The 24,840-nt window shown below is 71.1% G+C and carries 22 protein-coding genes and 1 tRNA gene; 11 read left to right on the forward strand and 12 right to left on the reverse strand.

Annotation, left to right across the window (positions count from 1 at the left end; genetic code table 11):
- Positions 1 to 565 precede the first annotated feature (565 nt).
- From ABD817_RS10025 to ABD817_RS10055, 7 genes are all read left to right on the forward strand, one after another.
- Positions 566 to 1,735 carry an ABC transporter substrate-binding protein gene (locus ABD817_RS10025; protein WP_344917468.1) on the forward strand — a complete coding sequence of 390 codons (1,170 nt, stop codon included), beginning with the start codon at positions 566 to 568 and terminating at the stop codon, positions 1,733 to 1,735.
- A complete protein-coding gene (locus ABD817_RS10030; RefSeq protein ID WP_344917470.1) occupies positions 1,732 to 2,610 on the forward strand; it encodes an ABC transporter permease in 879 nt (292 codons plus the stop codon). Before ABD817_RS10025 ends, ABD817_RS10030 begins: the two co-directional genes overlap by 4 nt.
- A complete protein-coding gene (locus tag ABD817_RS10035) occupies positions 2,598 to 3,452 on the forward strand; it encodes an ABC transporter permease (RefSeq protein WP_344917472.1) in 855 nt (284 codons plus the stop codon). The genes ABD817_RS10030 and ABD817_RS10035 overlap by 13 nt, the downstream gene beginning before the upstream one ends.
- Positions 3,449 to 4,570 (forward strand): ABC transporter ATP-binding protein, encoded by a 1,122-nt coding sequence (locus ABD817_RS10040; RefSeq protein ID WP_344917474.1) that lies wholly within the window; start codon positions 3,449 to 3,451, stop codon positions 4,568 to 4,570. Before ABD817_RS10035 ends, ABD817_RS10040 begins: the two co-directional genes overlap by 4 nt.
- Positions 4,560 to 5,225, forward strand: coding sequence for an HAD family hydrolase (locus tag ABD817_RS10045; protein ID WP_344917476.1), 666 nt, complete (start codon positions 4,560 to 4,562; stop codon positions 5,223 to 5,225). Before ABD817_RS10040 ends, ABD817_RS10045 begins: the two co-directional genes overlap by 11 nt.
- Positions 5,226 to 5,262: 37 nt before the next feature.
- The gene (locus tag ABD817_RS10050) at positions 5,263 to 7,149 is read left to right on the forward strand and encodes a serine/threonine protein kinase (protein ID WP_344917478.1); all 1,887 of its coding nucleotides are present in this window, start codon (positions 5,263 to 5,265) and stop codon (positions 7,147 to 7,149) included.
- Between the two features lie 66 nt (positions 7,150 to 7,215).
- Entirely contained in the window at positions 7,216 to 8,178 is a 963-nt protein-coding gene (locus ABD817_RS10055) for a quinone oxidoreductase family protein (RefSeq protein ID WP_344917481.1), read from the forward strand.
- 212 nt (positions 8,179 to 8,390) lie between these two features.
- On the opposite strand, the gene ABD817_RS10060 is transcribed toward ABD817_RS10055, so the two are convergent.
- From ABD817_RS10060 to ABD817_RS10070, 3 genes are read right to left on the reverse strand one after another with little or no spacing between them, the layout of a single operon-like run.
- On the reverse strand, positions 8,391 to 9,479 hold the full coding sequence (locus ABD817_RS10060) for a PucR family transcriptional regulator (protein ID WP_344917483.1): 1,089 nt from the start codon (positions 9,477 to 9,479) through the stop codon (positions 8,391 to 8,393).
- The gene (locus ABD817_RS10065; RefSeq protein WP_344917485.1) at positions 9,479 to 10,282 is read right to left on the reverse strand and encodes an ABC transporter permease; all 804 of its coding nucleotides are present in this window, start codon (positions 10,280 to 10,282) and stop codon (positions 9,479 to 9,481) included. The genes ABD817_RS10060 and ABD817_RS10065 overlap by 1 nt, the downstream gene beginning before the upstream one ends.
- A complete protein-coding gene (locus ABD817_RS10070) occupies positions 10,251 to 11,180 on the reverse strand; it encodes an ABC transporter ATP-binding protein (RefSeq protein ID WP_344917487.1) in 930 nt (309 codons plus the stop codon). The genes ABD817_RS10065 and ABD817_RS10070 overlap by 32 nt, the downstream gene beginning before the upstream one ends.
- 138 nt (positions 11,181 to 11,318) lie before the next feature.
- On the opposite strand from ABD817_RS10070, the gene ABD817_RS10075 reads away from it, so the two are divergent.
- Both ABD817_RS10075 and ABD817_RS10080 read left to right on the forward strand, forming a co-directional pair.
- A complete protein-coding gene (locus ABD817_RS10075) occupies positions 11,319 to 12,152 on the forward strand; it encodes a patatin-like phospholipase family protein (RefSeq protein WP_344917488.1) in 834 nt (277 codons plus the stop codon).
- A 166-nt stretch (positions 12,153 to 12,318) separates the two neighbouring features.
- Positions 12,319 to 13,353, forward strand: coding sequence for a 1-acyl-sn-glycerol-3-phosphate acyltransferase (locus ABD817_RS10080; protein ID WP_344917490.1), 1,035 nt, complete (start codon positions 12,319 to 12,321; stop codon positions 13,351 to 13,353).
- 175 nt (positions 13,354 to 13,528) lie between these two features.
- Here the strand turns inward: ABD817_RS10080 and ABD817_RS10085 are convergent, their stop codons facing one another.
- The 5 genes from ABD817_RS10085 to ABD817_RS10105 form a co-directional block, all read right to left on the reverse strand.
- Positions 13,529 to 16,825, reverse strand: a complete 3,297-nt coding sequence (locus ABD817_RS10085; protein ID WP_344917492.1) for an NACHT domain-containing protein — start codon at positions 16,823 to 16,825, stop codon at positions 13,529 to 13,531.
- A gap of 117 nt (positions 16,826 to 16,942) precedes the next feature.
- The gene (locus ABD817_RS10090; RefSeq protein ID WP_344917494.1) at positions 16,943 to 17,158 is read right to left on the reverse strand and encodes an SHOCT domain-containing protein; all 216 of its coding nucleotides are present in this window, start codon (positions 17,156 to 17,158) and stop codon (positions 16,943 to 16,945) included.
- 178 nt (positions 17,159 to 17,336) lie between these two features.
- Positions 17,337 to 18,845: a cobyric acid synthase gene (locus ABD817_RS10095; RefSeq protein WP_344917496.1), complete on the reverse strand. Its 1,509-nt coding sequence runs from the start codon at positions 18,843 to 18,845 to the stop codon at positions 17,337 to 17,339.
- 386 nt (positions 18,846 to 19,231) lie between these two features.
- Positions 19,232 to 20,134, reverse strand: a complete 903-nt coding sequence (locus ABD817_RS10100) for a cobalamin biosynthesis protein (RefSeq protein ID WP_344918098.1) — start codon at positions 20,132 to 20,134, stop codon at positions 19,232 to 19,234.
- A 67-nt stretch (positions 20,135 to 20,201) separates the two neighbouring features.
- Positions 20,202 to 21,008: a phosphotransferase enzyme family protein gene (locus tag ABD817_RS10105; RefSeq protein WP_344917498.1), complete on the reverse strand. Its 807-nt coding sequence runs from the start codon at positions 21,006 to 21,008 to the stop codon at positions 20,202 to 20,204.
- 351 nt (positions 21,009 to 21,359) lie between these two features.
- On the opposite strand from ABD817_RS10105, the gene ABD817_RS10110 reads away from it, so the two are divergent.
- Positions 21,360 to 21,433, forward strand: a tRNA-Arg gene (locus ABD817_RS10110).
- A 262-nt stretch (positions 21,434 to 21,695) separates the two neighbouring features.
- Here the strand turns inward: ABD817_RS10110 and ABD817_RS10115 are convergent.
- From ABD817_RS10115 to ABD817_RS10125, 3 genes are read right to left on the reverse strand one after another with little or no spacing between them, the layout of a single operon-like run.
- Complete coding sequence (locus tag ABD817_RS10115; RefSeq protein WP_344917500.1) at positions 21,696 to 21,926, reverse strand: hypothetical protein; 231 nt, start codon at positions 21,924 to 21,926, stop codon at positions 21,696 to 21,698.
- 34 nt (positions 21,927 to 21,960) lie between these two features.
- Complete coding sequence (locus ABD817_RS10120; protein ID WP_344917502.1) at positions 21,961 to 22,248, reverse strand: hypothetical protein; 288 nt, start codon at positions 22,246 to 22,248, stop codon at positions 21,961 to 21,963.
- Positions 22,245 to 22,595, reverse strand: coding sequence for a hypothetical protein (locus ABD817_RS10125; protein WP_344917503.1), 351 nt, complete (start codon positions 22,593 to 22,595; stop codon positions 22,245 to 22,247). The genes ABD817_RS10120 and ABD817_RS10125 overlap by 4 nt, the downstream gene beginning before the upstream one ends.
- A 316-nt stretch (positions 22,596 to 22,911) precedes the next feature.
- Here ABD817_RS10125 and ABD817_RS10130 point away from each other — a divergent pair, with 316 nt between their 5' ends.
- A complete protein-coding gene (locus tag ABD817_RS10130; protein ID WP_344917505.1) occupies positions 22,912 to 24,405 on the forward strand; it encodes an NsdA family TPR-like regulatory protein in 1,494 nt (497 codons plus the stop codon).
- On the opposite strand, the gene cutA is transcribed toward ABD817_RS10130, so the two are convergent.
- On the reverse strand, positions 24,371 to 24,631 hold the full coding sequence (gene cutA, locus ABD817_RS10135; protein ID WP_344917507.1) for a divalent-cation tolerance protein CutA: 261 nt from the start codon (positions 24,629 to 24,631) through the stop codon (positions 24,371 to 24,373). The two genes, ABD817_RS10130 and cutA, sit on opposite strands and share 35 nt — an antisense overlap.
- Positions 24,632 to 24,840 lie beyond the last annotated feature (209 nt).

Genomic DNA, 24,840 nt, shown 5'->3' on the forward strand with positions numbered 1-24,840 from the left:
CTCCGCGTCCCCTCGGGTGCGCCCGCGAACGCGAGAGCCCCTCCCCGCGCGCCCGTCCACGTCCCCTCCGGACGACCCGCGAACACCCGCGCCCTCGCCTCCGGACACCCCGCGACCACCCGCACCCTCTCCAGGCCCCCCGCGAACACCCGCACCCTCTCCGGACACCCCGCGAACACCCGCACTCTCGCGACCACCCGCACCCTCTCCGGACACCCCGCGAACACCCGCGTCCCATCCGGTGCGCCCGCGACCCTCAGGGCCCTTTCCCACGTATCCGCGAACACCCGGTGACCGCGCAATCTCGCCTCGCCTCTCACGCCGCTCTCTCGCGTCCGGGCCCGGCGCGCGTCGGCGGAATCCCTCGCTGCGCACACCTGGCGTCCGGCTCAGCCCCACCCTAAACAAACGTCAAAGCCACACATAGCCCGGGTCCGCGCATTTCACCGCCGTACTTCACCCGTTCACCAAACAGCAACTGATTCACGACACAGGAGGTCTAGCTTGTTTGTACAAGTTCGTCTAATTTCGTGAAATATTGCGCGACACCCCCTTGGGAGACACAGTGATCGCATCCCGAGTTCGCTTCGCAGGCCTGGCGGCCTTCCTCCTGGTGGGCGCCACGGCGTGCGGAGCCGCCCCCACCACGGCGGCACCGTCGGCGGGCGCCTCCGACGGAGGCTCCTCGGCCGGAGTGGACGCCAGGACCGCCACCTCCGCGGCCGACTTCGGCGGGCTGGACAAGCTCGTCGAGGCCGCCAAGAAGGAGGGCAAGCTCCACGTCATCGCCCTCCCGCCCGACTGGGCCAATTACGGCAAGATCATCGAGACCTTCACGGCGAAGTACGGCATCGAGATCGAGAGCGAGACCCCCGACGCCGCCAGCGCCGACGAGATCAACGCGGTGAAGACCCGCAAGGGCCAGGACCGCGCCCCGGACGTGCTCGACCTCGGCCAGTCCTTCGCGATCAGCGGTGCCGCCGAGGGCCTGTTCGCGCCGTACAAGGTCGAGACCTGGGACAAGATCCCCGAGAACCAGAAGGAGGCGAGTGGCCTCTGGTTCAACGACTACGGCGGCTACGTCTCCATCGGCTGCGACGCCAAGAAGATCGCCAAGTGCCCGGAGACCTACGCCGACCTGCTCAAGCCCGAGTACAAGGGCAAGGTCGCCATGAACGGCAACCCGACCAAGTCGGGCTCGGCCTTCGCGGGCGTGTACGCGGCGGCCCTCGCCAACGGCGGCTCCTTCGACGACATCCAGCCCGGCCTGGACTTCTTCAAGAAGCTGAAGGAGGCCGGGAACTTCAACCCCGTGGAGACCACCCCGGCCACCATCGAGAAGGGCGAGACCCAGATCAGCATCGACTGGGACTACAACAACGCCGCCTACGCCCCCAAGATGGCGGAGAAGGGCCTCGACTGGAAGACCGTCATCCCCAGCGACGGCAAGTACTTCCAGCTCTACGCCCAGGCCATCAACAAGGACGCCCCGCACCCGGCCGCCGCGCGCCTGTGGCAGGAGTTCCTCTACAGCCCAGAGGGCCAGAACCTCTACCTCGGCGGCTTCGCCCGCCCGGTGCTGCTGCCCGCGATGAAGGCCGACGGCACGGTCGACGCCGCCGCGGAGGCCAACCTCCCGCCGGTCGAGGGTGAGCCCACCTTCCCGACGGAGGAGCAGGTCAACAAGGCCAAGGAGGTCCTGGCCGGAGGCTGGGGCGCCGCGGTCTCGGGATGACGGTCCCGGCTGTCACGGCCGCCGCCCCGCGCGGCGGCCGTCCTCGATCCAGGAACTGGCTGGGAGCCCTGCCACTGCTGGTCGTGACCGCGGTGGCCTTCGGGATCCCGGCGCTCACGCTGCTGGCCGGGGCGTTCACCGTCAAGGACCCGGCGACCAAGGTGTCCTCCTTCGGCACCGCGAACATGGCCAGGAGCCTCCAGGGGCCCTACCTGAACGCCCTGCTCAGCAGTGTCCAGCTGTCGGCCGTGGTGGCGGTCGCCGCCGCGGTCGCCGGGACGTTCCTCGCCCAGGCCGTGATCACCTCCCGGTTCACGGCGCTGCGCGAGGCCGTGCTGACCTTCTCCGGCGTGCTGTCCAACTTCGGCGGCGTACCGCTCGCCTTCATCTGGATCGCCACCCTGGGCAACTCGGGGGTGATCACCACCGCGCTGGGCCTCGGCCCGGGGGTGCTGTACAACTTCTGGGGCCTGGCCCTGGTCTACATGTACTTCTCGGTGCCGCTGATGGTGCTCGTCGTGACCCCGGCGCTGGACGGCCTGCGCCCGCAGTGGCGGGAGGCGGCGCAGAACAACGGCGCCACCACCTGGCAGTTCTGGCGCTACGTCGGCATCCCGGTGCTGACCCCGGCCCTGCTCGGCGGCCTCGTCCTGCTGTTCGGCGGCGCGTTCGCCGCCTACGCCACCGCCTACGCCATGGTCGGCAGCACGGTCCCGCTGGTCACCCTGCAGATCGCCGAGGCGCTCACCGGGGACGTCCTCATCGGGTACGAGAACGTCGCGCTCGCGCTGAGCCTCGACATGATCGTCGTCGCGCTGCTGGTGATGGCGGTCTACCTGCCGCTGCAGAAGAGGAGCTCCCGATGGTTGCGGTAGCCACGCTGCCCGACGTCACCCCGGGCCCCGCCGCCACCGCCCGCCCCGGGCGGCGGCGGGCCTGGCGGGGGATCGTGCTGGTCGTCGCGGCGCTCTACTTCGTCGTGCCGATGGCGGTGTCCTTCTGGTTCACCGTCTACTCGGAGGGCCGGGGCTTCTCGCTCGCCGCCTACGGGCGGATCCTGTCGGCGCCCGGTTTCCTGCCCAGCCTGCTGCTCTCCCTCGCGCTCGCCGCCGCGACCATCGTCGCGGTGCTGCTGCTCACCCTCCCGGCGATGCTGGCCGTACGGCTCGGCGCGCCCCGGCTGCGGCCGGTGCTGGAGCTGCTCTCCACGCTCCCGCTGGTCGTACCGCCGATCACCTACGTGGTCGGCATCAGCACGGCGCTGCGCGACGGCGTCGACGCGCTGGCCGCCACCCCGTTCTGGGCGACGCTCATCGCCATCCAGGACGAGAGGTTCCCGTTCGTCCTCGTGCTCGCGTACGTGATGCTGACGCTGCCGTTCGCCTACCGGTCGCTGGACGCCGGGCTGCGCGCGATCGACGTGCGGACGCTGGTGGAGGCGGCCCGCAACCTGGGCGCCTCGTGGCCGTACGTGCTGTTCCGGGTGATCATCCCCAATATCCGCTCCTCCATCGCGAGCGCCTCGTTCCTCACCCTCGCGCTGGTGCTCGGCGAGTACACCGTCGCCGCCCTGCTCGGCTACGAGACGTTCCCCGTCTGGATCGTCACCATCTCCGGGAACGACGGGCAGCTCTCCGTCGCCCTGTCGATCATCAGCCTGCTCCTCATCTGGCTGCTGCTGCTCACCCTCTCGGGTGCGGGAAGGAAACGTCGATGACCGTCGAGTTCCGGGGGCTGCGCCGCGCGTTCGGCCGTACGGTGGCCCTGGACGGCCTGGACCTCACCGTCGAACAGGGCGAGCTGATGGCCCTGCTCGGCCCCTCCGGCTGTGGGAAGACCACGGCGCTGCGCTGCGTCGCCGGTTTCGAGCACCCCGACGCCGGGGCGGTGCTCGTGGACGGCAAGGACATCACCCGGGTCCCCGCCAACCGCCGCGACGCGGGCATGGTCTTCCAGTCCTACAGCCTGTTCCCCAACCTCAACGCCAGAGACAACGTGGCCTTCGGGCTGCGGGTGCGCAAGGTGCCGACCGCCAAACGGCACGCGCGCGCGGACGAGTTGCTGGAGCTGGTCGGCCTGCCGACGCACGCCCAGCGCTACCCGCACGAGCTGTCCGGCGGCCAGCAGCAGCGCGTCGCCCTGGCCAGGGCGCTGGCGCTGGAGCCGCGCGTACTGCTGCTCGACGAGCCGCTGTCCGCGCTGGACGCCAAGGTCCGCGTCTCGCTGCGCGAGGAGATCCGGCGGCTCCAGCTCGAACTGGGCATCACCACCATCTTCGTCACCCACGACCAGGAGGAGGCCCTGTCGGTCGCCGACAAGGTCGCGGTGCTGCGCGCCGGGCGGCTGGAGCAGTGCGGCCCTCCGGCCGAGGTCTACGACCGGCCCGCGACCCCGTTCGTGGCGGAGTTCGTCGGCGCGATGAACCACGTCCCCGGCCGCCTGTCCGGCCAGGAGGTCACCGTCATGGGGGAGCTCATGCCGGTGGACGGCCCCCTGCCGTCCTCGCCCGACGTCGACGTACTGGTACGCCCGGAGGCCGTGCTGGTCACGCCCTCCCCCGACGGGAGGGCCACGATCGTGGCGTCGTCCTTCCGCGGCTCCACCGCGCGGCTGCGGGTGAAGGTGGGCGAGCTGGAGGTCCTCAGCGACGTGCCGGGACACGACGCGGTACGCCTCGCGCCGGGCACGCGGGTGGACGTCGCCCTCGTGCAGCGGCCCGTGCTCGTCGCGGCGCGCACCGCCCCCGCGCCCGTCCTCACGGAGCCCGGGGAGCCCGCAGGGTCCGCAGGGTCCGTGACGCCCGCCGAGTCGGAGGACGTCGCGGGTGTCGGGTGAGCTCGGGGCCGTCCTGTTCGACATGGACGGCACGCTCGTCGACACCGAGGGAATGTGGTGGCAGGCGTGCGTGGCGGTCGCCGCCGAGCTGGGCCTGGAACTGACGGAGGCCGACGCCGGCCACGTCCTCGGCCGCCTGGTCGAGGACGCGGCCGGCTACCTCGTACGACACCTGCCGCCCGGCGCGCCCGGCGTGGCGGAGGTCGGGGCGCGGCTCACCGAGTCCTTCGCCGGGTGGGTCTCCGGCGGGGTGACACCGCTGCCCGGCGCGATCCGGCTGCTGGACGACCTGAAGGCGGAGGGCGTGCCCACGGCACTGGTCAGCGCCTCGCCCCGGCTCATCGTGGACATGGTGCTGCGCGGCGTCGGGGCGGAGCGGTTCGCGCTGGTGCTGGCCGCCGAGGACACCGCGCGCGGCAAGCCGCTGCCGGACCCGTACCTGCGGGCGGCCGCCGGGCTGGGCCTGGACCCCGCCGACTGCGTGGCCGTGGAGGACAGCCCGACCGGGCTCGCGGCGGCCCGCGCGGCGGGGTGCCGGGTGGTGTCGGTCTCCGGCGATCCGGTGGCGGAGGACGTGCTGACCGTGGACAGCCTGGAAAAAGTGGACGTGCCGCTGTTGCGACTGCTGGCGAGCGGCAAGAGATCGCTAGGCTGAAACACTCATGTGACGGCGTATGCGGTTAGGTACAAAGGTGAGCACCCTCAGTCCCGACGAACCCCAGCAGATAGGCCGGTACCGCGTGCTCAGCCAGCTGGGCCGGGGCGGGATGGGCACGGTCTATCTTGGCGAGTCCCCTGACGGGCAGCAGGTCGCCATCAAGGTCATCAATCCGGAGTACAGCCAGCACGAACGGTTCCGGATGCGTTTCCGCAGGGAGGCCGAGGCGGCGCAGCGGGTCCGCAGGTTCTGCACGGCCGCGGTCATCGAGGCGGTGCTCGACGACGACCAGCTCTACGTCGTCACCGAGTACGTCACCGGCCCCAACCTCGAGGAGGCCGTCGACTCCGGCGGGCCGCTCCGCGGCTCCAGCCTCGACGCGCTCGCCGTCGGGGTGGCGACCGCGCTCACCGCCATCCACGGCGCCGGGGTGGTGCACCGCGACCTCAAGCCGTCCAACGTGCTGCTCTCCCCCGTCGGCCCCCGCGTGATCGACTTCGGTATCGCCCGCGCGCTGGACACCCTCGGCGGGATGACCGGGACCGGCGAGATCCTCGGCACCCCCCGCTACATGGCGCCCGAGGTGCTGCGCGGCGAGCCGGTCTCGGTCGCCTGCGACGTGTTCTCGTGGGGCTGCCTGATGGCCTTCGCCTCCAGCGGGCGGGCGCCGTTCGGCGGCGAGGCGCTGCCCGCGGTGCTGTACCAGGTGCTCAACACCGAGCCCTCCCTGGAGGGCATGGAGCCCGCGCTGCGCGAGCTGGTCACCTACGCCCTGGCCAAGGACCCTCGGCACCGGCCCACCTCACAGCAGCTCCTCGACCACCTGGTGGGCCGCTCCGCCGCGCCGGAGCAGGCCGCCCACTCCGTCCAGGTCTCCTGGCAGGGCCCCCCGGAAACGCCGGGCGCCCCCTGGACCGGGACCGGGACCGGCCCCGGTACGCCCTCCGATCCTGGCTGGAGCCACCCGGGACAGGGCGCGGAGCCCGGCCGGGGCCACACGCCCCACACCGCGCCGTCCCCGGGGGGCGGTCACCCGGTCTCCGGCGCCTCGTGGCCGGGTTCCGGCCACGCCGTGCCCGGCCTCGCGCACGACGGTCCCGGCCACACCCTGCCCGGTCCGCCGGGGGGCGACACCAGGCCCTCCTGGCTCGGCCGGGCGGCCGAGCGGCGGAGACTGGCCGCCGGGGTGGCCGTGGCGGCCCTGCTGGTGGTGGCCGGGGGAATCGGGCTGCGTCTCGCGCTCGCTCCCGGCGGCCCGCCGGAGGACCTCACCCTGCTCTACCAGGACGACTTCACCCAGAGCGGCACCGGCTGGAGCGGCGGCACCTACAGCCCGATGACCGGCACGTACGGCTACTCCCCCGAGGGCTACTACGCCGTCGACGTCAGCGGTTACTCCCATGTCCGGCGGGAGCAGGCCCCGATCCCGTTCGTGCCCACCCCCCCGGCCACCCCCGACCCCACGGCCAGCCCCATTCCGATCACACCGACCAGGATCCTGCTCGGCTCCGACATCACGATCCGTTCCGGCACCACCGGCATGGGCGAGTACGGGCTGTTCTGCCGGGGCGAGGACGACAACAGGGCGACGCGGTACGAGTTCCTGCTCGACACCTCGGGCAACGCCCGCATCCGCAAGACCGTCAAGAGCGCCGGGGGCGAGCTCACCGAGCCCGTCAAGGTCGACCTGCCCAGGGGCGAGGCCATCCGGCTCGCGGCGGAGTGCGCCGGCGTCGAGGGGGGCGTGCGGCTCACCATGTGGGTCAACGACGAGCAGACCCAGACGTTCCTCGACACCAACCCGCTGCCCAACGGGCTGGTCGGCGTGATCGCCCGGGTGGGCGAGAACGGCAACGCCGTCCTGCGGACCGCGTTCGACAACTTCACCCTGCACGGCCCCGCCTCCACCAGACAGCCCTGACGGCGAGTGATCCGCACGCCGCCGGGGACGATCGGGGCACCTGACCGACCAAAGGAGTTCAGCACGATGCGCGCCATAGTCGTCTCCGCCACCGGCGGGCCCGAGGCCCTCACCTACACCGACGACCACCCGGACCCCGAGGTGAATCCCGGCGACGTCCTGGTCGACGTCGCCGCCTCCGGGGTGAACTTCATCGACGTCTACCACCGGATGGGCCGCTACCCGCTCTCCCTGCCCTTCGTCCCCGGCGAGGAGGGCGCGGGCACCGTCGCCGCGGTCGGCGAGGACGTCCGCGACGTCGCCGTCGGCGACACCGTGGCGTGGTCGAGCGTGCCGGGCAGCTACGCCTCCAGGACCGCGGTGCCCGCCTCCAAGCTGCTCGCCGTACCCGAGGGGGTGACGGCCGAGGTCGCGGCGGCCGTCACGCTCCAGGGACTGACCGCCCACTACCTGACGCACTCCACGTACGAGGTGAAGGAGGGCGACGACGTCCTGGTGCACGCCGCCGCCGGGGGGATGGGCCTGCTGCTCACCCAGATCGCCAAGCTGCGCGGCGCCCGGGTGATCGGCACGGTCTCCACCGAGGAGAAGGAGATCCTGGCCCGCCAGGCGGGCGCCGACGAGGTGTTCCGCTACCAGGGCTTCGCCGACGCGGTCCGCGAACTGACCGGCTCCGGCGTACACGTCGTCTACGACGGGGTGGGCGCGGCCACCTTCGACGAGAGCATCGCCTCGCTGCGACCGCGCGGCATGATGGCGCTGTACGGCCAGGCCAGCGGCCCGGTCCCGCCGATCGACCCGCAGATCCTCGCCAGGAACGGCTCCCTCTTCCTGACCCGTCCGACCCTCGGCTCCTACATCGCCACCCGCGACGAGCTCGCCTGGCGCGCCTCCGACCTCTACGGCTGGGTGGCCTCCGGGCAGCTGCGGGTGCACATCTCCGAGCGCTACCCGCTCGCCGAGGCCGCCCGCGCCCACGAGGACCTCGAAGCCCGCCGTACGACCGGCAAGGTGCTCCTCATCCCGTAACGGCGCGTCGGACGGGCGGGGCCGGGCCGGTCGGCGTGGCAGGTGATCGGCCCGGTCGGTGTCCGGCCGGTATCTGGTCGGCGCGTCGGGCGGGAGACCCGGTCAGCGCAGCGGGTGGGCGGGCCAATCCATTCAGCGCGACGGGCGAGCGGCCCGGTCAGCGCAGCGGGTGGGCGGGCCAGTCCATTCAGCGCGACGGGCGGGCGGCCCGGTTAACGCAGTGGGTGGGCGGGCCAGTCCAGGAGGCGGGCGCCCAGGACCGCCGTCTCCAGGGTGAAACGCTGGGTGGAGTCGTCCGGCGAGAACCCGGTGAGGCGGCGGATCCGCTCCAGCCGGTAGGTCACCGCCCGGGTGCTGACACCGAGCCTGCGCGCGGCGGCGGTCTGGTTGCCCTGGGAGGCGAAGACGGCCTCCAGCGTGGCGAGCAGCGGCTCGGGGCCGCCCCGCGCCTCCAGCAGCGGGCTGAGCACGCTCGTCACCAGGTCCTCGATGGCCGCGCGGTCCCGCAGCAGCACCGGGAAGACCAGCAGGTCGGCGGCTTTGAGGACGGGGGCGCGCAGTCCCAGCCGGTCGCCGAGCTCGATGGCGTTGGCGCCTTCCCGGTAGGAGGTGACCACCCCGCCGGGGCCCCGGTGCGCCCGGCCGAGCCCGACCCGCCAGCCGGGCGCGAACGCCTGGCGCACGTGGTGGGTGAACTCGCCGTTCGCGACGGTGAGGCCGCCCGGTGCGACGCACACGAGCATCCCGTCGCGGACCGCGACCAGCACGTTGTGCGAGCCGAACCTGGCGACCAGCGCGTCCTCGATCCGCCGGGCCGTCCCCTCGGCCTCCCCCGCGAGCCCGCCGTCCCCCGGAGCCACGACCGCGACGGTTCCGGGAGCTCCGGGAGTACCGGCGGGGCGGGTGGCTCCGGCGGGGCGGGCGACGGCGACCACGTACGTCTCGGCCAGGCGGAGCCCGAAGTGCTCGGCCCGCTCGGCGAGCCTGTCGGCGCGGCCCTGGAGCAGGTCGTCGACGAACTCCCTGCGCGCCGTCTCCTCCTGGCGCAGCGCCGACCGCTGGGCGTCCTCGTACCCCTCCATCAGGGCCGAGACCGTACGGCGCAGGGCCGGGAGCGGGGTGGGGCTCACCGACTCGGCCATGGCCAGGGCGGCCTCCACCAGGGTCCGCACGGACGCGCCTCGTTCGGCGGCCAGCGCACCGGCGGCGCGGCAGTCGTCGAGCTCGGCCCGGCCGGGCAGCCTGCCGGTGGCGGCCGCCTCCCGTAACATCCGGAGATGGCCGCCGAGCAGCTCGTCCATCAGACTCCCACGTCACGCCTGTCGAAGGCCGGTATCGCGATCAGGAGCAGCGCGACGGTCGCCCCGGCCAGCACGAGATAGTCCCACACCGGGAACCCCAGCTGGATCGGCCGTCCGTCGAGGTAGTAGTGGAACGGCGAGATCCAGCGCAGCCAGGACACCCCGTCCACGTTCTTGCCCATGGTCTCGACCACGTACCCGGCCACGGCGACCACCCCGACCACCGCCAGGGCGACCCCCCTGCGCCCCGTCGCGGCACCGACCGTCAGGCAGAGCGTGCCGAAGAAGAGGGCGAGCAGCAGGACGCCGACGTGACCGGCGAGGATCCTGCCGGCCGGGACATTCATGTCGACGGTCGTCGCCAGGCCCAGCACCACGAGGAAGGTGACCGCCGCCACGCCGAGCAGCGCGACGGCCAGGGCGGCGAAGCGCTCCAGGACCAGCCTCCTGCGCTCGATCGGGAGGGTGAGGACCAGCTCCAGCGTGCCCGACTCCTCGGGCCGGGCGATCGCCCGGTTGCCGATCGCCGCGGCGCACATGATGAACAGCAGCGGCCCGAACAGCTGGTAGACCAGCGTTTGCAGGAAGCCGGAGCCGCTGGTGAAGCCGTCCTCCAGGCCGCCCATGAGGTCGCGCATCGCCCCCGGGAACTTGGTCAGCGCCACGTCGCCGTAGAGGTCGGGGTTGCTCTGGATGGTCGGGTAGTAGGCCAGGTAAAGCGTGAAGAACGCGCTGATCCCGACGGCCCAGCCGAGCAGTGCCCGCCGGTCGTCACGCAGGCTCTTCGACACCAGTGAGGGCATCGCGCGTCTCTCCTTCCTCGTGCTGGCTGTAGTAGGTGAGGAAGATCTCCTCCAGGTCGGGCTGGGCGCTGACCATGTGCACCACGGTGAACCTCGCCGCCGCCTTGATCAGCGCGTCCGGGCGGCCGTCGAGGGTGCAGCGCAGCCCGGCCCCCTCCACCCGCAGGTCCCGTACGCCGGGCAGGTCCTCGAACGCCTCGCGGGGCACCGGGGCGTCGAAGTGGAACTCCACCCGGCGCACCGCCTTCTCCCTGAGCGCGGAGACGTCCTCCACCGCGACCAGCCTGCCGCCTCGTACGATACCGACCCGGTCGGAGACGTCCTCGACCTCGGCCAGCACGTGGGAGGACATCAGCACGGTACGGCCCGAGGCGCGGACCTCGCGGACCATCGCGAGGAACTCCTGCTGCACCAGCGGGTCCAGGCCGCTGGTCGGCTCGTCGAGGATGAGGAACTCCGGCTCGTGCATGAAAGCCTGGATGAGCCCGACCTTCTGCCTGTTGCCCTTGGAAAGTTTGCCCATGGGTACCGACAGGTCGGCCTCCAGCCGTTCGGCCAGCCCCTCGATCCGTCCCCTGGGCATGCCGCCGCGCACCGCGCCGAGGAAGGCGAGGAACTCCCCCGCCCGCTCCCTGCCCTCCAGGGCCAGCTCGCCGGGCAGGTACCCGATCCGGCTCCGCACACCCGCCTCGCGGGGATTCCTGCCGAGGACCGTCATCCGGCCCCTGGTGGGGCGGATGACGTCCAGGAGCAGCCTGATCGTCGTCGTCTTTCCCGCGCCGTTCGGGCCGAGATACCCGAACACCTCCCCGGGCCGGATCTCCAGGTCGAGATCCTCAAGTCCCCGGCGCCCGCCGTAGAACTTGGTGAGCCCCTCGGTCTCCACCACCGCTGTCATGGGTCAGATCGTGCCCTCTCGCCGCCGCCGGGGTCATGGCCGGACCCGGACAGCTGGCCGTCCGTTCGTTGCGCGGATCCGGAACCCACCCGGCCGGGCCGGGAATCCGGTGCTCCGGCGCGGGGCTATGGTGAGCCCATGAGCCTGGACACTGCCTTCGTACTGGGTGGCGGGGGCCTTCTCGGCGCCCACGAGGTGGGCATGCTGCGGGCGCTCGACGAGGCGGGCATCAAGCCCGACGTGATCGTCGGCACGTCCGTGGGCGCGCTGAACGGCGTCGTGCTCGCCGCCTCCCCCGGTGACGCGGTCGCGCGCCTGACCACGCTGTGGAGTTCGGACATCGTCCGTACGGCGTTCGCGGGGTCCTGGGTGGCCCGGCTGTCGACCCTCGCCAGGAGCGGCACCCATCTGCACCCCTCCGAGCCGCTGCGCGACCTGCTGGCCCGGACGCTCCAGGTCTCCCGCATCGAGGATCTCCCCGTGCCGTTCCAGTGCGTGGCCGCCTCCGTCGAGCGTGCCGCCGCGCACTGGTTCACCGAGGGGCCCCTGGTCGACGCGGTCCTCGCCTCCTGCGCCGTTCCCGGGCTGCTGCCGCCCGTCCGCGTCGGCGACGGCCACTACCTCGACGGCGGGCTGGTGCACAGCATCCCGGTCGGCCGGGCCGTCGCACTCGGCGCGCGGCGGGTCTACGTGCTGCACGTGGGCAGGATCGAGCGTCCCCTGGTGGTGCCCCGGCGCCCGTGGGAGGTCGGCATGACCGCCTTCGAGATCGCCCGGCGGCACCGCTTCACCGAGGAGATGGCCACCCTGCCGGACGACATCGAGGTCCACGTCATGCCGTCCGGGGGCGAGGCCCGTCCGGGAATGGACCTCTCCCAGCTGCGTTATCGGGATATATCGCATATATCTGAATACATTGATCGCGCGTACCGGGCCTCGGCCGACTACCTGGCCCGGCACTCATCCACCTGACCCACACCAATCAGGCCGCCCCTGGAAGTAGCCGGTCCAGTAGACACATTGGGGTACTTCACAGGAGTACGTCCACATCAGTACCCACCTGAGTCACACCGGCATCCACCCGCGAACCACACCGCGCATCCGCACATCCACACATCCGCACAGGCAGGAGCCACTCGTGCTGCCTCCTCGCATCGTCCGCCGACTGGTCCTGGCCCCGCTCGTCATCGTGCTCACCGTCGTCGCGGTGCTCACGCTCCCGATCTGGCTGCTGGTGGTGACCGCGGCCTCGCTGCGCCTGCCGCCCCCGCAGCGGCGCGGCACCCGGCTGGTCTGGTTCGCGGTGGCGTGGCTGACGCTGGAGTCGATGGCGCTGTGCGCCTGCCTGTGGCTGTGGGTGGCGAACGGCCTGGGCGGCCGGATCAACCGCGACGAGTACCAGGAGCGGCACTACGAGCTGATCCAGTGGCTCCTGTCCAAGATCTACGAGGCCGCGGTGCGGATCTTCCGCCTCAGCGTCGAGATCGACGAGCCGCCGCCGACCTCCGACGAGATCTCCCGCCGCCTCACCCGCCCCGTCATCGTCCTGTCCCGCCACGCGGGCCCCGGCGACTCGTTCCTGCTCGTCCACCACCTTCTCGCCCGGTACGGCAGGCGCCCGAGGATCGTGATGAAGGCAGCCCTGCAGTTCGACCCCTCGCTGGACGTGGTGATCAACCGCCTCCCCAACGCCTTCGTCCCCCGCAAGGTCGCCGAGAGCGGCATCCTCACCGAGATCCGCCGCCTGTCCGCCGACATGGACGCCGACGACGCGCTGGTGATCTTCCCGGAGGGCGGCAACTTCACCCCCAGGCGCCGCTGGCGGGCCATCCTGCGGCTGGAGCAGAAGGGCCTGGCCGAGGAGGCCGCGCGGGCCCGCAAGCTGGAGCACCTGATGGCCCCCCGCCCCAACGGGGCCATCGCCGCCATCGAGGCCTGCCCCGAGGCGGACGTGGTCTTCGTCGCGCACACCGGCCTCGACGACCTGGTCACCCTCGGGGACATCTGGCGCCGCCTCCCGCTCAGCGCCAAGATCAAGGCCAAGTGGTGGCGGATCCAGGCCGCCGACGTGCCGCGTGACCGCGAGGACCAAATCCGCTGGCTCTTCGACCAGTGGGAGGAGATCGACACCTGGATCGCCGAGAACCAACCGGCCCCCGCCCCCGCGACCTGAGTCGAAAACCAACTGCTCCTGACCCTGTGACCCGAGCCGAAAACCAGCCAACCCTGCCCCTGCGGCCCGAGCCGGAAAGCAACCGCCTCTAACCCTGCGACCCGAGCCGGAAACCGGCCGACCCTGGCCCCGCGACCCGAGCCGAGAACCGGCCGCCTCCCGCGCCCATGGCTGACTACAAGCGCTGGATCCTCGCGGTCGGATCGAGCAGGTCGGTGTTCCGGAGTTCCTGTCCGTCGTTGAGCTCGATGATCAGGCCCGGTTTCCCCGCGAGGGGCGCGACATCGACCACACCGGGCAGCTTGGCCAGATTGACCTGCTCCAGTTTCTCCAACGCCCCGAGAGGCGAGAGGTCTCGAACGTCGCAGTCCTCGATGTTGACCCTCCGGAGTCCTCCCAGCCCGGCAAGCGGTGTGAGGTCAGAGAGGTTGACGCACGTGGAGAGCGTCACCTCCTCAAGAGCGAGTGACGCGAGCGGGGTGATGTCATCCAGCCAGGGAGCGCGCCGAAGCCCGATCCGCTCGACGTTCGGGCAGTTGCCCACGAGCCCGTCGAGCCCTTCGAGGGCCGAACAGTTGAGTCGCAGTTCCACCAGGCCGGGAAGCCTCCCGAAGACGGAGGGGTCGGAAAGGCGGCGGCAGCTGAAAAGACGCAGCGTCCTCAGCCCGGTCAGCAGGGTCAGTGGGGTGAAGTCGGTGACCTCGTCGAGGCGGTCGAGATTGAGTTCCTCGACCATGTGGAAACGGTCGACGAACTCGATGTCCGGCGCCGGATCGCTGCGGAACGCGGAGGCTCTCCGCAGCGCGGGCGGCATGGCAGGCCACGGGGAGTCGACCGGCTCCTCCTTGAATCTCACCCACAGTCTTTTCAGGCCCGTGTGACAATCCAGCACGTCAAGCGATCCCGGCCCGGCGAGCATGAAAACGCTAAGGCCTCGCAACGGCCGGACGTCCCGGAGAAATCCGAGATCCTCACCGTCGAAGGCGATCCGCAGGTCCCCCAGATTGCGCAGGTACCGGAGGTGGGGGAAGACCCTGGGATTCTGCACACTCACATAGCCGTTGTGCACCCAGGGAATAAGGGGAGAGTCGGCCATCACTCGCCGGGCGTACTCCTCGGGGTCGAAGTAGTCCCACGCCGTGACCAGTTCGTGCTGCACCTCGAAACGGGAGTCTCCGGCGTATCGGGAGAGTCGCTCCAGCGCCTCGGGACCGTTGATCAGCCAGCACGTCCGTACCGTCGCCGTCGCCCGCGACGAGGAGAGCCCGGTGATGTCGTCGGGGAGGCGCCGGAGCACCTCCTCCCCCGCCGAGGCGAGAACCGCGGCCTCGCCCGCGTTCCGGGGAGGGATCACGGCCGCGAAGCACCCCTCGATGTCCCCGGCGAGACCCCTCGGCAGTTCCGGGATCGTCTCCAGGCAGCCGACCACGAGCAGCCGCAGCCGCCGGGCGTGTCTGCCTCCCTCGGCGACGCGGGCGAGCAGCCCCCTCAGCAGTTCCTCGCGCAGCGGCGCGTTGGCGTGCCCGGCGGCCATCACCACCGTCTCGCGCCACTGGTCGAGGTGGGCCCGCTCGATCAGCGGCTCCACGTCGGCGCCGTCGGCCGCCTGCTTGGCGGCGAGATACTCCTGCACCGTGCGGTGCACGAAGTCGATCCGCCCGGTGACGGGTTCCCTGATGACACCGCTGCGCTGGAGGAGATGGTCCAGCAGGGCCTCGGCGGTGCACTCCACCCGGGGCATGGTCTGGATCTTCTCCTCGACCCGCTTCAGCGCCGTCGCCTTCGACAGCTCGGACCGGCCCCACACCCCGAGCTGCCAGGCCAGGTCCTGCAGGACCCGCACCTTCTGCTCCGGCTCCAGGACGACCTCGGAGACGATCCCCCGCTCGGCGTCCCGGCGCTGGAGCAGGAGTTCGAGCGCCGCCGCGTACAGGCCCATCCGGTTGCGCGGCAGCTGCTTGCCCCGGTCCAGGTTCAGGGCGCACAACATCGCCGCGAGCAGCGGCGTCGAGGCGAGCGTCTGGAGGTACGGGCTGCTCTCGAACCTGGCCAGCAGCGCGCCCTCGTACTCGTCGAGCTTCTCGGCCGCGAACGGCAGGTTCCCCGAACCCCGCATGGCGGTGTGCCACTGCCGTACGAGCTCCCGCAGGTGGACCGGGGTCATCGGCTCCATCGTCACCGACGAGAACCCCTCCTCCTCCAGCCACCGGGCGTCGGCCGCCGCCGGACGGGAGGTCACGACGACCCGGATCTCCGGGTAGGCCGCGAGAAGACCGTCCAGCCATCGTCTGACGGCCGGGCGGTGCCGGGGGCTCAGCTCGTCCACGCCGTCCACCATCAGCAGTGCCCGTCCCGAACCGAGGACCCGGTGCGCCCAGCCCTCGGGCATCAGCCCGGCGACCGGCCGCGCGACGTCGGCGAGGAAGTCCTCGGGGGCGGGAAGGTTCCCCTCGCCGTGGCTGCGAAGCTTGATCACGAACGGGACGGAGCCGTTCCACCCCGCCAGCTCCCCGGTGAGGCCGCCACGGGCCGCCGTCACCGCGAGCCAGCGCAGCAGCGTGCTCTTGCCGGAACCCGCGCCTCCCCTGAGCAGCACGCGCCGGAACCGGCCGAGCGCGCTCTCCACCCGTGACGTGACGGGCTCGTGGCGGACCTCCGCATCGGTCAGTTCGGCGAAACGGGCGCGCGGAAGACCCCCGGCCCGGTCGAGTTCGTCGGGACACGCGTTGAGGCTGATGTAGGCGACGCTCAGCGTGGCCCGGGGGCGGTAGGTCTCCACCCGGACGCCGAACAGCTCGACCTCGTCGAGGGTCGTGCTGATGTGCCCGAGATAGCGGCGCAGGAACTCGTCGTCGTCCCGGGTGCCCGAGGGCGCGTCGAGGGAGCGGGCCGGGAGGCGGGCGAGCACCGAGGAGACCTGCTGGCCGAGGGTGGCGAGGCGGTCGTCGGCGGACGCGGCCCGGCCGAGAAGCTCGCTTCCCACCCGGGGCAGGTACTGCGGGAGCTGCTGGACGATCCGCACCAGGCAGTCGAGGCACTCGTCCAGCAGCATGTCGAAGAGGCGTGCCCCGGCCTCGCCCAGGTGCCGGGCCGGGTCGGGCAGACCGGCCCGGACGGCCTTGGCGAGCTTGATCGGGTCCATGTCCGCGGCCAGGAGCGCCCCGTCGGAGAGGTCGGCGGCCTGGACGGTCGCCACCACCTCGCGCAGGACGGCCGCCCGGTCGTTCTCGGTGAGCCCGCCGTACTCCCGCTCGACGAGCACCGCGAGCCGTCTCTCCACCCCGTCGGCGATCGCCTCCAGCTGCCGTTCGAGGCTGCGCCGCAGGAACCGGTCGGGAAACCCGCTCTGGATGAGGGTGGTGAGATCGGCGCCCCGTTCCGCCCTGGCCGTCCGGGCGGCGAGCCCCTCCCGCACGGCGCGTTCCACCACGGCCTTGCCCGCGGCGGCGGCGATGGCTTCGATTCCGGGCATCCTGCTCCTCGGCACGCTGTGGAGTTTCCCTCCAAGGATTACCGAGGATCACCGAAAAGCCAGTGATACGCCGACAAAACCCATCAACTCCCCGGAGGGCGTTGCGGCTCGCCGGGCCTACCAGTCCTGGGAGAGGCCCGACATGCGGCGGAGGTATTCGTCCTCGTCGATCTCACCGGCCGCGTAGCGGCGCTTGAGGATCTCGCGGGGATTGTCGGCGGACGCGCGGGCCTCGGCCGCCCGTGCCGCGGACGCGCGGACCAGCAGGGTCACGCCGAGAACCACCACCGCGATCACGGCGATGACGAAGAGCAACACCAGGACGCGGGACATCGTCGGCCTCCCATACCCCCCGTCGGATCCGGTGGGGGAACACCGAGTTTACCCGGCGGAGAAGCTTTCCCTTTTCCGGCGGATGAGGTGATTCGTCGGCCTTCGATCCCATAAATCCCCTCGACCGGCTCAACCGGCTCGACCTTCACAGGGAACACCGGTTCGCCGGTTTGTCGGTTCAACCAGCGGAGAAGTCCGGAGCCTCGCGCGAACCCCCGCCGGGCGGCAGCGACGGCAGCCCCCGGGGCACCCCGCCCTCCAGCAGCCGGAGCAGGGCGCCGGTGTCGACGTTCCGCTCGATCAGGTCGCCGAGCGCGTCCAGCCTCTCCTCCCTCAGGGCGGCGAACGACACGTCCGGCGCCGGGGTGAAGTCACGGCCGGAGACGGCGGCCACGTCGGCGAGGAAGGCCCGGCGGAAACCGTCGTTCTCCAGGGCGCCGTGCCAGGTGGTACCCCACACCGAGCCGTCACGGCAGCCGTCCAGGAAGGGCTCGCCGCCGTCGGCCGTCACCACGCCGTGGTGGATCTCGTACGCGGAGACCGGATGACCGTACGCGGCGCCGACCGGGCGGCCCAGCGTCTTGTCCGCGGCGAACTCCACCGACGCGGGCAGCAGCCCCAGCCCCTCGACCATGCCCGCCCCCGACTCGACGTCGTCGCGGATGGTCCTGGCGAGCATCTGGTAACCGCCGCAGATGCCCAGCACCGCCCGCCCAGGCAGGGCCGAGGCCAGGCCGGTGGCACGCAGCCACGCCAGGTCGGAGACCGTGGCCCGGGAGCCGGGCAGCACCACCAGGTCGGCGTCGTCCAGCTCGCCGGGGGAGGTCACGAAACGGACAGTCACCCCCGGCTCCGAGGCGAGCGCGTCCACGTCCGTGAAGTTGGAGATCCGCGGCAGCCGTACCACCGCCACCCGCAGGGTCTGCCTGCCGTACGGAGCCCGCGCCCCGATCGCGGGCCGGTTGTCCAGGGCGAGGGAGTCCTCGACGTCCAGCCAGAGGCCGTCCAGCCAGGGCAGCACCCCGTACACCTCGCGGCCGGTCAGCTCCCTGATCATGTCCAGCCCCGGTTCGAGGATCTCGGGCGCCCCCCGGAACTTGTTGATCACGAATCCGGCGATCAGCGCCTGGTCGGCGGGCTCCAGCAGCGCCACCGTCCCGTACAGCGCGGCGAAGACCCCGCCCCTGTCGATGTCGCCGACCACGATGACCGGCAGGTTCGCGGCACGGGCCAGGCCCATGTTGGCGATGTCGCCCCGGCGCAGGTTGATCTCCGCCGGGCTGCCCGCCCCCTCGCAGACCACCACGTCGTACGTGCCCCGCAGCCGCTCCAGCGCGTCCACCGCGACCTGGCGGAGCCGCTCCTTGACGTCCCAGTACTCCATCGCGTCGACCTCGGCCATCGGCCTGCCCATCACCACGACCTGGCTGCGCCGGTCACTGCCCGGCTTGAGCAGGATCGGGTTCATGTCCGCGCTGGGCTCCAGCCCGCACGCGGCGGCCTGCATCGCCTGTGCCCGGCCGATCTCGGCGCCGTCGGCGGTGACGAAGGAGTTGAGCGACATGTTCTGCGCCTTGTACGGCGCGACCTTCACCCCCTGCCTGGCCAGCCAGCGGCAGATCCCGGCGGTGACGACGCTCTTGCCCGCGTCGGAGGTCGTCCCCGCGACCAGCAGCGCCCCCTTCACGCCCTCGCTCCGGCCTTCGCTCCGGCCCAAGGAGCGGTGAACGTGACATCGGGACGGATCAGAACGACAACCAGTTTTCCGGGGGAATCAACCATCATGCCGACAGCATGCCGTTCCGGCGGCCACACCGCCCACCCGGCCTCCCCTCGGTGGGCCGGACGCGCCCCCGCCGTCCGCTATCTCCGCACTCGCGAGTGTTTGCCATGTGCGCGTTCGTGTCGTCGCCGCAGAGTGCCGGACGAACCGCCCATACGCGCACGGCCCCGGTTCCGAGGACAGGTTCCAACCTCTTGCGTGCAGCCAGACGATCACCGGTCGTACCGCCGTGGTTAGAGACTGCGTACGCCTGAGAGCACCGAGGAGCGGATGTGGAGAGCGGCACACGCTTACCGGCGCCGCAGCACGGCCAGAACCGCCAGGGCCGCGGCCCCTAGACCCACCGCCCGCGCCAGCCGTACGGCACGGCGGATGTCCGCGACCGAGGGCCCGGGGCCGTCGCCCATCTCCGGCCGGTGCTCCACCCGGGTGCCGTACACGTTGACCCCGCCCAGGGTGAGGTCCAGCGCACCCGCGAAGGCGGCCTCGCAGCGGCCCGCGTTGGGGCTGGGGTGGCGGTGGCCGTCCCTGCGCAGCACCGCCGCCGCGCGCCGCGCCGAACCCCCGACCAGGGGGGCGCCGAGCACGGCGAGCAGTCCGGTGATCCGGGCGGGCACGAAGTTGGCGACGTCGTCGAGGCGGGCCGCGGCCCACCCGAAGCGCTCGTAGCGCGCGTTCCGGTGGCCCACCATCGCGTCCAGGGTGTTGACGGCCCGGTACGCGAGCAGGCCGGGCACCCCGGCCACCGCCCCCCAGAACAGCGGCGCGACCACCGCGTCCGAGGTGTTCTCCGCGATCGACTCGACGGTGGCCCTGGCGAGCCCGGACTCCCCGAGCCCGGACGGGTCGCGCCCGCACAGGTGTGGCAGCCGCCCCCGCGCCCCCGTGAGGTCGCCGTTCTCCAGGAATCCGGCCATCGCCGCGCCCTCGCGGCCCAGTGTCGTACCGCCGACGACAGCCCACGTCGCCGCCGCGCTCAGCGCGGCCCGTACCACCGGGTTGCCCGACCGGGTCGCGACGTGGCCGAGCAGCGCCACCGGGACGACGCACAGGGCCACGTGGAGGACGCCCCGAGCCCGGTCGTCGCCGTACACCCGCTTCTCCACCCCGGCGGCGGCGGTGCCGAACAGCGCGACCGGGTGCCCGCGCCGGGGATCGGCGAGCACGGCGTCGATCGCGACCCCGGCGAGCATCCCCACCCCCTCGGCCACCCCGGGCCGCCTTCCCCTCACCGTGCTCCTCACCGTGGCCGCCGGCCGCCTAGACGAGATGCTCATGAAGCTCATCCTGGTGGGTCTCCAGCCACACGCGGGCCCGCCGGATGCGCTCCCCCGCCCCACCGGCCCACATCCGGGCCCACCCGCCGTTCTCTCCCTGCGCCTCGGCCTTGACCCGCATCGCGTGGTACGAGCGGCCGAAGCGGAGCCGGGCGAGATCCAGCAGGCGTCGGCGGTCACGGGGCGCCAGACCGTACGCGTCGCAGAACAGGCGGAGCCGGGGGCCGACGTCGAGACGGCGCTGGCGCGGCTCCAGATCGATGGGATCGGCGATCGGCGCCCAGTGGCGCAGCGTGGTCACCACGTCGAACAGCCGGGTCGTCGGCCGGGCCATGTCGAAGTCGATCAGCGCGGCGGGGAGCCCGTCACGGAAGATCACGTTGTCGAGGTTGACGTCGCAGTGCCCGATCAGCCGCGGTGCCGCCTCGTCGTTGGACCCGGCCTCCCAGACGGCCCCCCTCGGCGGGACGAAACCCTCCGCCGCGTCGTGCAACCCGCGCAGCAGCCGCGCCAGCGCGGCCAGGGACTCCCCGGTGAGCGCGTACGAGGGCAGCGGCCGAGCCGCGGACTCCCCCTCGACATAGCTCAGGATCTCCCTGCCCCGCTCGTCCACCCCCAGCGCCCGGGGGGCACCCTCGAACCCGGAGCGCTCCAGGTGACGCAGGAGCGCGTGCACCGAACCGGTGGAGGCCCTGCTGGGCCGCCGGACGGTGTCCCCGACCCGCACCACCCCGTCGGTGACATCACCGCCCAGAAGGGGAATCTCCTCTTGGACCGTGGCGACGAACATGGCATACGAGCCTAGACCGCCTCGCTCCCCCAGGAGAACGATTCGGGCAGACCACTCCCACCGAAAGGTCCACCCGGAAGCCCTCCGAGCCCCCTCCGAGCGCCCGCCCCGCTCCCTCCGAGCGCCCGGCTCCGCCCTCGCCACACCCGGCGGAAGAACGACCAGGTCAACCGGCCGGAAGAATCCTCCACCATCGCGGATCCGCCACCCCGAAGGCCCACCACCCACCCGGGCCGGAGCGGGTGAGCGTTCACTCTCTCCGGAGGATGGGTGATCCACAGAGTGATCCTCACGACACCAACCCAAAACCGATACGTAGGCACTCCCCGGATCATGCACAATTGAGCGGGAGCACCCTTAGCTCAGCTGGATAGAGCATCGGACTTCTAATCCGACGGTCGCAGGTTCGAATCCTGCAGGGTGCACAAATGATCAAGGCTTGACCTGCACGACCTTACCCTGCGGGGGATCCGGTGGGGCAACCGGACGGACCGGGGAGACCGGAGGGAGACCGTCAGCCTCGGACGCCTCCCGACAGCCGCCGCTCGCGGAGCGTACACGGAATGCCCGAGGCCTCGTTTCCCCAAGTGAGCCCGAGGATTCCGGAGTCCCGAGGAGCGATTCCAGGGCCGGAACGGCGAAGGACCCCGAGGTGATGTGCCCTGGGCTCGGTGGAGTCGAGGCACATCAATCCCGGCGTGGCTCAGACTGAACCGGGGACAGGATCTTGGCCGAGCCCGTCTTAACGGTCGAGCCTGCGTCCATGACGACGATCCACCACACCAGTCCCCCGGCGTGCTCGCCCATGGCGTAGACGGTGCGTCCCTTGAACAAAGCATCGATGCCCTTGACCTGCTCGACCTCCTCGCCCCAGCCGACGAAGCAGCTGTGCGGGAAGACCCGCTCACGCGACGACACGACCAGCCGAGGCCCGCCGTGCCGCCGCGTCCGCCTATCGGGCCTCCCCGGAGAGCAACGCCCTCCATATATCGCTGGCCTGCCGGATCGGCCACCGATAGGTCTCGTGTATTGCCGGGCTGCCTTCTAGTTGAAGCGTGCGCCGGATGAAGCCTTGCCCTCCGGCCTGGCACAGCTCGTACAGGGTGGCCCGGCAGTAGCAGGTCCAGGTGATCACCCGCAGGCGCGCCGTCCCCCGGTCAGGGGTCAGCCAGACCAGCCGCGTGTGGCCCTTCTGTGGTGTGGGCACGTGGGGGCTCAGGCAGCCCGTCAGCTCGATCACTGCGGAGCACACCCACTCGGGCCGGGAACCGGGACCGGTCCTCGCTCGCGAAGCTCACCGTAGCGATCGGCCACCCGGCGTGCAGCCGTCGCCGGATCTCCCGCAGGGCAGAAGGCATATCGCCGAAGGCGAGCCCGGCCCGTCTCCTGTCCGGCCCACCAGCGAAACACCTGGCCGTCGGTCCACACGACCAGCCCGAACCAGACCGACACCAACGCCAGCCCGTACCCGTCATGAACATCCGAGGCGATGTTCAACGCGGCCAACTCATCATGCAGCCGCCGCGCCGCCCGTACCGGCGTGATCGCCTTCTGCCGGCTGATGGCCCGAATCTCATTCCCGCTCATTCCGCTGCCACCTCGCCAGAACCCAGGCGGTCGAAGCACTTGATCCGGACCGGCTTTACCGCCTGACCGTCAATACGGCATTCGACATCGGCACGGCTCCGGCGAATCCACCGCCAGCCACGGCCACAGCAGGCCCCGCAATCCTCGCCCGTCGACTCATCCTCGGAAGTCATGGATCAAGGTTCGTCACCTGGGGTTACTCAACCCATCCCGAGCCGGAATCCTTGCCCCGAATAGTCAATATCCCTTGACGGGATAACTCTCAACGGCAAGCGTTGTATATCCGGAAGCCGAGGCCGCAAAGGAGACACCACGTATGCCCGCAGATGCGACTAAACCAGTCGTTATCCTGCCGGAACTGTGGCAGCGCCCCGAAATGCTAACAGCCCTCCAAAACCGCAATATCGGCCAAGTGTTTCAACTCATCCGCCAATACGCCGGAGTCAGTCAAACCCGCATCGGCACCGCCGTGAACCTCAGCCAAGGCAAGATCAGCGAGATCATGAAGGGAACCGTCAAGGTCACCGCCTTCGACGTCTTCGAACGCGTCGCCGATGGCCTGGACATACCCAACCCCGCCCGCATGGCCCTGGGACTCGCCCCCACCCGCACCACGCCATCTCGCGTGATCGACACCACCGCTCATCCCGCCGCAGTCATCCTGTCTCGGGATGGAAGGCCAACAAGCTCTCTGCCTAGCATGGAAAGCGTCGTAGCCACCAGCCCGCGCCGGCTCGACGACCCCTGGGACGTCGACCTTCCAACGCTGGCCTGGATCGCGGGAAGGCTGGACTCACCGATGGACCGTCGAACGATGCTCCTGCTCGCCGCCGGAATGACCGCCGAAGCCGCGGCCACCATCAGCGACCCCTGGGAGCGACTCTCTCGCGCCCTGACCGGACCCCAAGCCCTCGATGACGACACCATCGAGCGTCTCGAAGCGCGCACCATCGGCTTTCACCGCCTGGAGTACGTCCTTCCGGCCCGAGCCATCTACCAAGGGCTCACCACCCACATCAACGAACTCAGCACCCTGCTCCAAAGCGGCCCCTCCGACCGCTTCCGCCGACGTCTGGCCTACACCGCCGGCGAAGCCGCCACCCTCGCCTCCTGGATCGCCTGGGACCTCAAGCAGCCCGGACAATCCACCGCATTCGAACGCGTCTCAGCCCTGGCCGCAAAAGAGAGCGGACACCAGATCATCCAAGCGTGCACCCACGCCTACAAGTCGTACGCCGTCGAAGGCCGCGCCGCCTACGAGGCCATACGCCAGGCTCAGCAGTTCCTCCCCGCCCAGGGAGACGACGCCACCCGCGCCTGGCTGCTCAGCCGCGAAGCCGAAGAACTCGCCGCCCTCGGTGACCGCCGCGCCATCGAGGTGATGCACCAGGCCGAAGAGGCATACGGCCGAGCCCGCCCCCACCGCGAACGCGCCTGGACTCGCTTCCTGGACCCCGGCCGGATGGCCGCCTTCCAGCTCTCCACCTACGTGCGACTTGGCGATGAGCACCACGTCATCGAAGCTGGCCAGACCGCCCTGTCGGCCGTTGCTCAGGAGAGCGACCACAAGAAGGCCGCGATCGTCTACGCCGACATCGCCCAGGCCCACCTCCAGATCGGCGACATTGCCGAAGGAATCACCTACGCCCGCCGAGCCCTGGAATCCGCCCAGCGCAGCGAATCCACCTGGGGGATCGAGCACCTCGCCACCGTGGAGAAGGCCCTGGCGCCTCACACCGATCAGGCTGTTCGCGAGCTGCTCGGCGACATCGCCGCTACTCGCCGGACCGCGGGGCCGTCTCCCGCCTGATCCACTCCAGGTAGTCAGTCGTGCCGGCTACGAGTGCGCTGGCGATGATCTGCGGCACCTCATAAGAGTGCAGCTCTCGCACACACCGAGCCAGGTCCTCGAATCGCTCGCTGGCCGTCGTCATCAGCAACAACCACTCGCTAGAGCGCTGGATCTCCCCGGCCCACCAGTAGGTCGACTCGATCGGCGCGACGATCTGAGCCCCTGCGGCTAGCCGACGCTCCACCACTGCCGAACAAATCCGATCAGCCTCATCACGGCTGCCAGCAGTGACGCGAACCTCGATGCAATCCGAAGTGTTTTGGATCATGCCAACACACTGCCGAATTGTTCTCATAGGTATCAAGCGCGGCGGCGCTCGCCGCCGCACGGCCCGCCGCCCGCCGCACTGCGCGCCCCCCGCACTTGCCCATCAGTCGCCGCACCTGGGCCGCG

It is taken from the genome of Streptosporangium oxazolinicum (genome assembly GCF_039537505.1).
Lineage (GTDB): Bacteria > Actinomycetota > Actinomycetes > Streptosporangiales > Streptosporangiaceae > Streptosporangium > Streptosporangium oxazolinicum.

Excerpts from the sequence above, each read along its gene's own strand:
- ABD817_RS10065 (WP_344917485.1), bottom strand. The coding sequence starts at position 10,282 with ATGCCCTCACTGGTGTCGAAGAGCCTGCGTGACGACCGGCGGGCACTG.
- ABD817_RS10035 (WP_344917472.1), top strand. The coding sequence starts at position 2,598 with ATGGTTGCGGTAGCCACGCTGCCCGACGTCACCCCGGGCCCCGCCGCC.
- ABD817_RS10075 (WP_344917488.1), top strand. The coding sequence starts at position 11,319 with ATGAGCCTGGACACTGCCTTCGTACTGGGTGGCGGGGGCCTTCTCGGC.
- ABD817_RS10060 (WP_344917483.1), bottom strand. The coding sequence starts at position 9,479 with ATGGACGAGCTGCTCGGCGGCCATCTCCGGATGTTACGGGAGGCGGCC.
- ABD817_RS10085 (WP_344917492.1), bottom strand. The coding sequence starts at position 16,825 with ATGCCCGGAATCGAAGCCATCGCCGCCGCCGCGGGCAAGGCCGTGGTG.
- ABD817_RS10040 (WP_344917474.1), top strand. The coding sequence starts at position 3,449 with ATGACCGTCGAGTTCCGGGGGCTGCGCCGCGCGTTCGGCCGTACGGTG.
- ABD817_RS10125 (WP_344917503.1), bottom strand. The coding sequence starts at position 22,595 with ATGAGCGGGAATGAGATTCGGGCCATCAGCCGGCAGAAGGCGATCACG.
- ABD817_RS10130 (WP_344917505.1), top strand. The coding sequence starts at position 22,912 with ATGCCCGCAGATGCGACTAAACCAGTCGTTATCCTGCCGGAACTGTGG.
- ABD817_RS10055 (WP_344917481.1), top strand. The coding sequence starts at position 7,216 with ATGCGCGCCATAGTCGTCTCCGCCACCGGCGGGCCCGAGGCCCTCACC.
- ABD817_RS10100 (WP_344918098.1), bottom strand. The coding sequence starts at position 20,134 with ATGCTCGCCGGGGTCGCGATCGACGCCGTGCTCGCCGATCCCCGGCGC.
- ABD817_RS10105 (WP_344917498.1), bottom strand. The coding sequence starts at position 21,008 with ATGTTCGTCGCCACGGTCCAAGAGGAGATTCCCCTTCTGGGCGGTGAT.
- ABD817_RS10090 (WP_344917494.1), bottom strand. The coding sequence starts at position 17,158 with ATGTCCCGCGTCCTGGTGTTGCTCTTCGTCATCGCCGTGATCGCGGTG.
- ABD817_RS10030 (WP_344917470.1), top strand. The coding sequence starts at position 1,732 with ATGACGGTCCCGGCTGTCACGGCCGCCGCCCCGCGCGGCGGCCGTCCT.
- ABD817_RS10070 (WP_344917487.1), bottom strand. The coding sequence starts at position 11,180 with ATGACAGCGGTGGTGGAGACCGAGGGGCTCACCAAGTTCTACGGCGGG.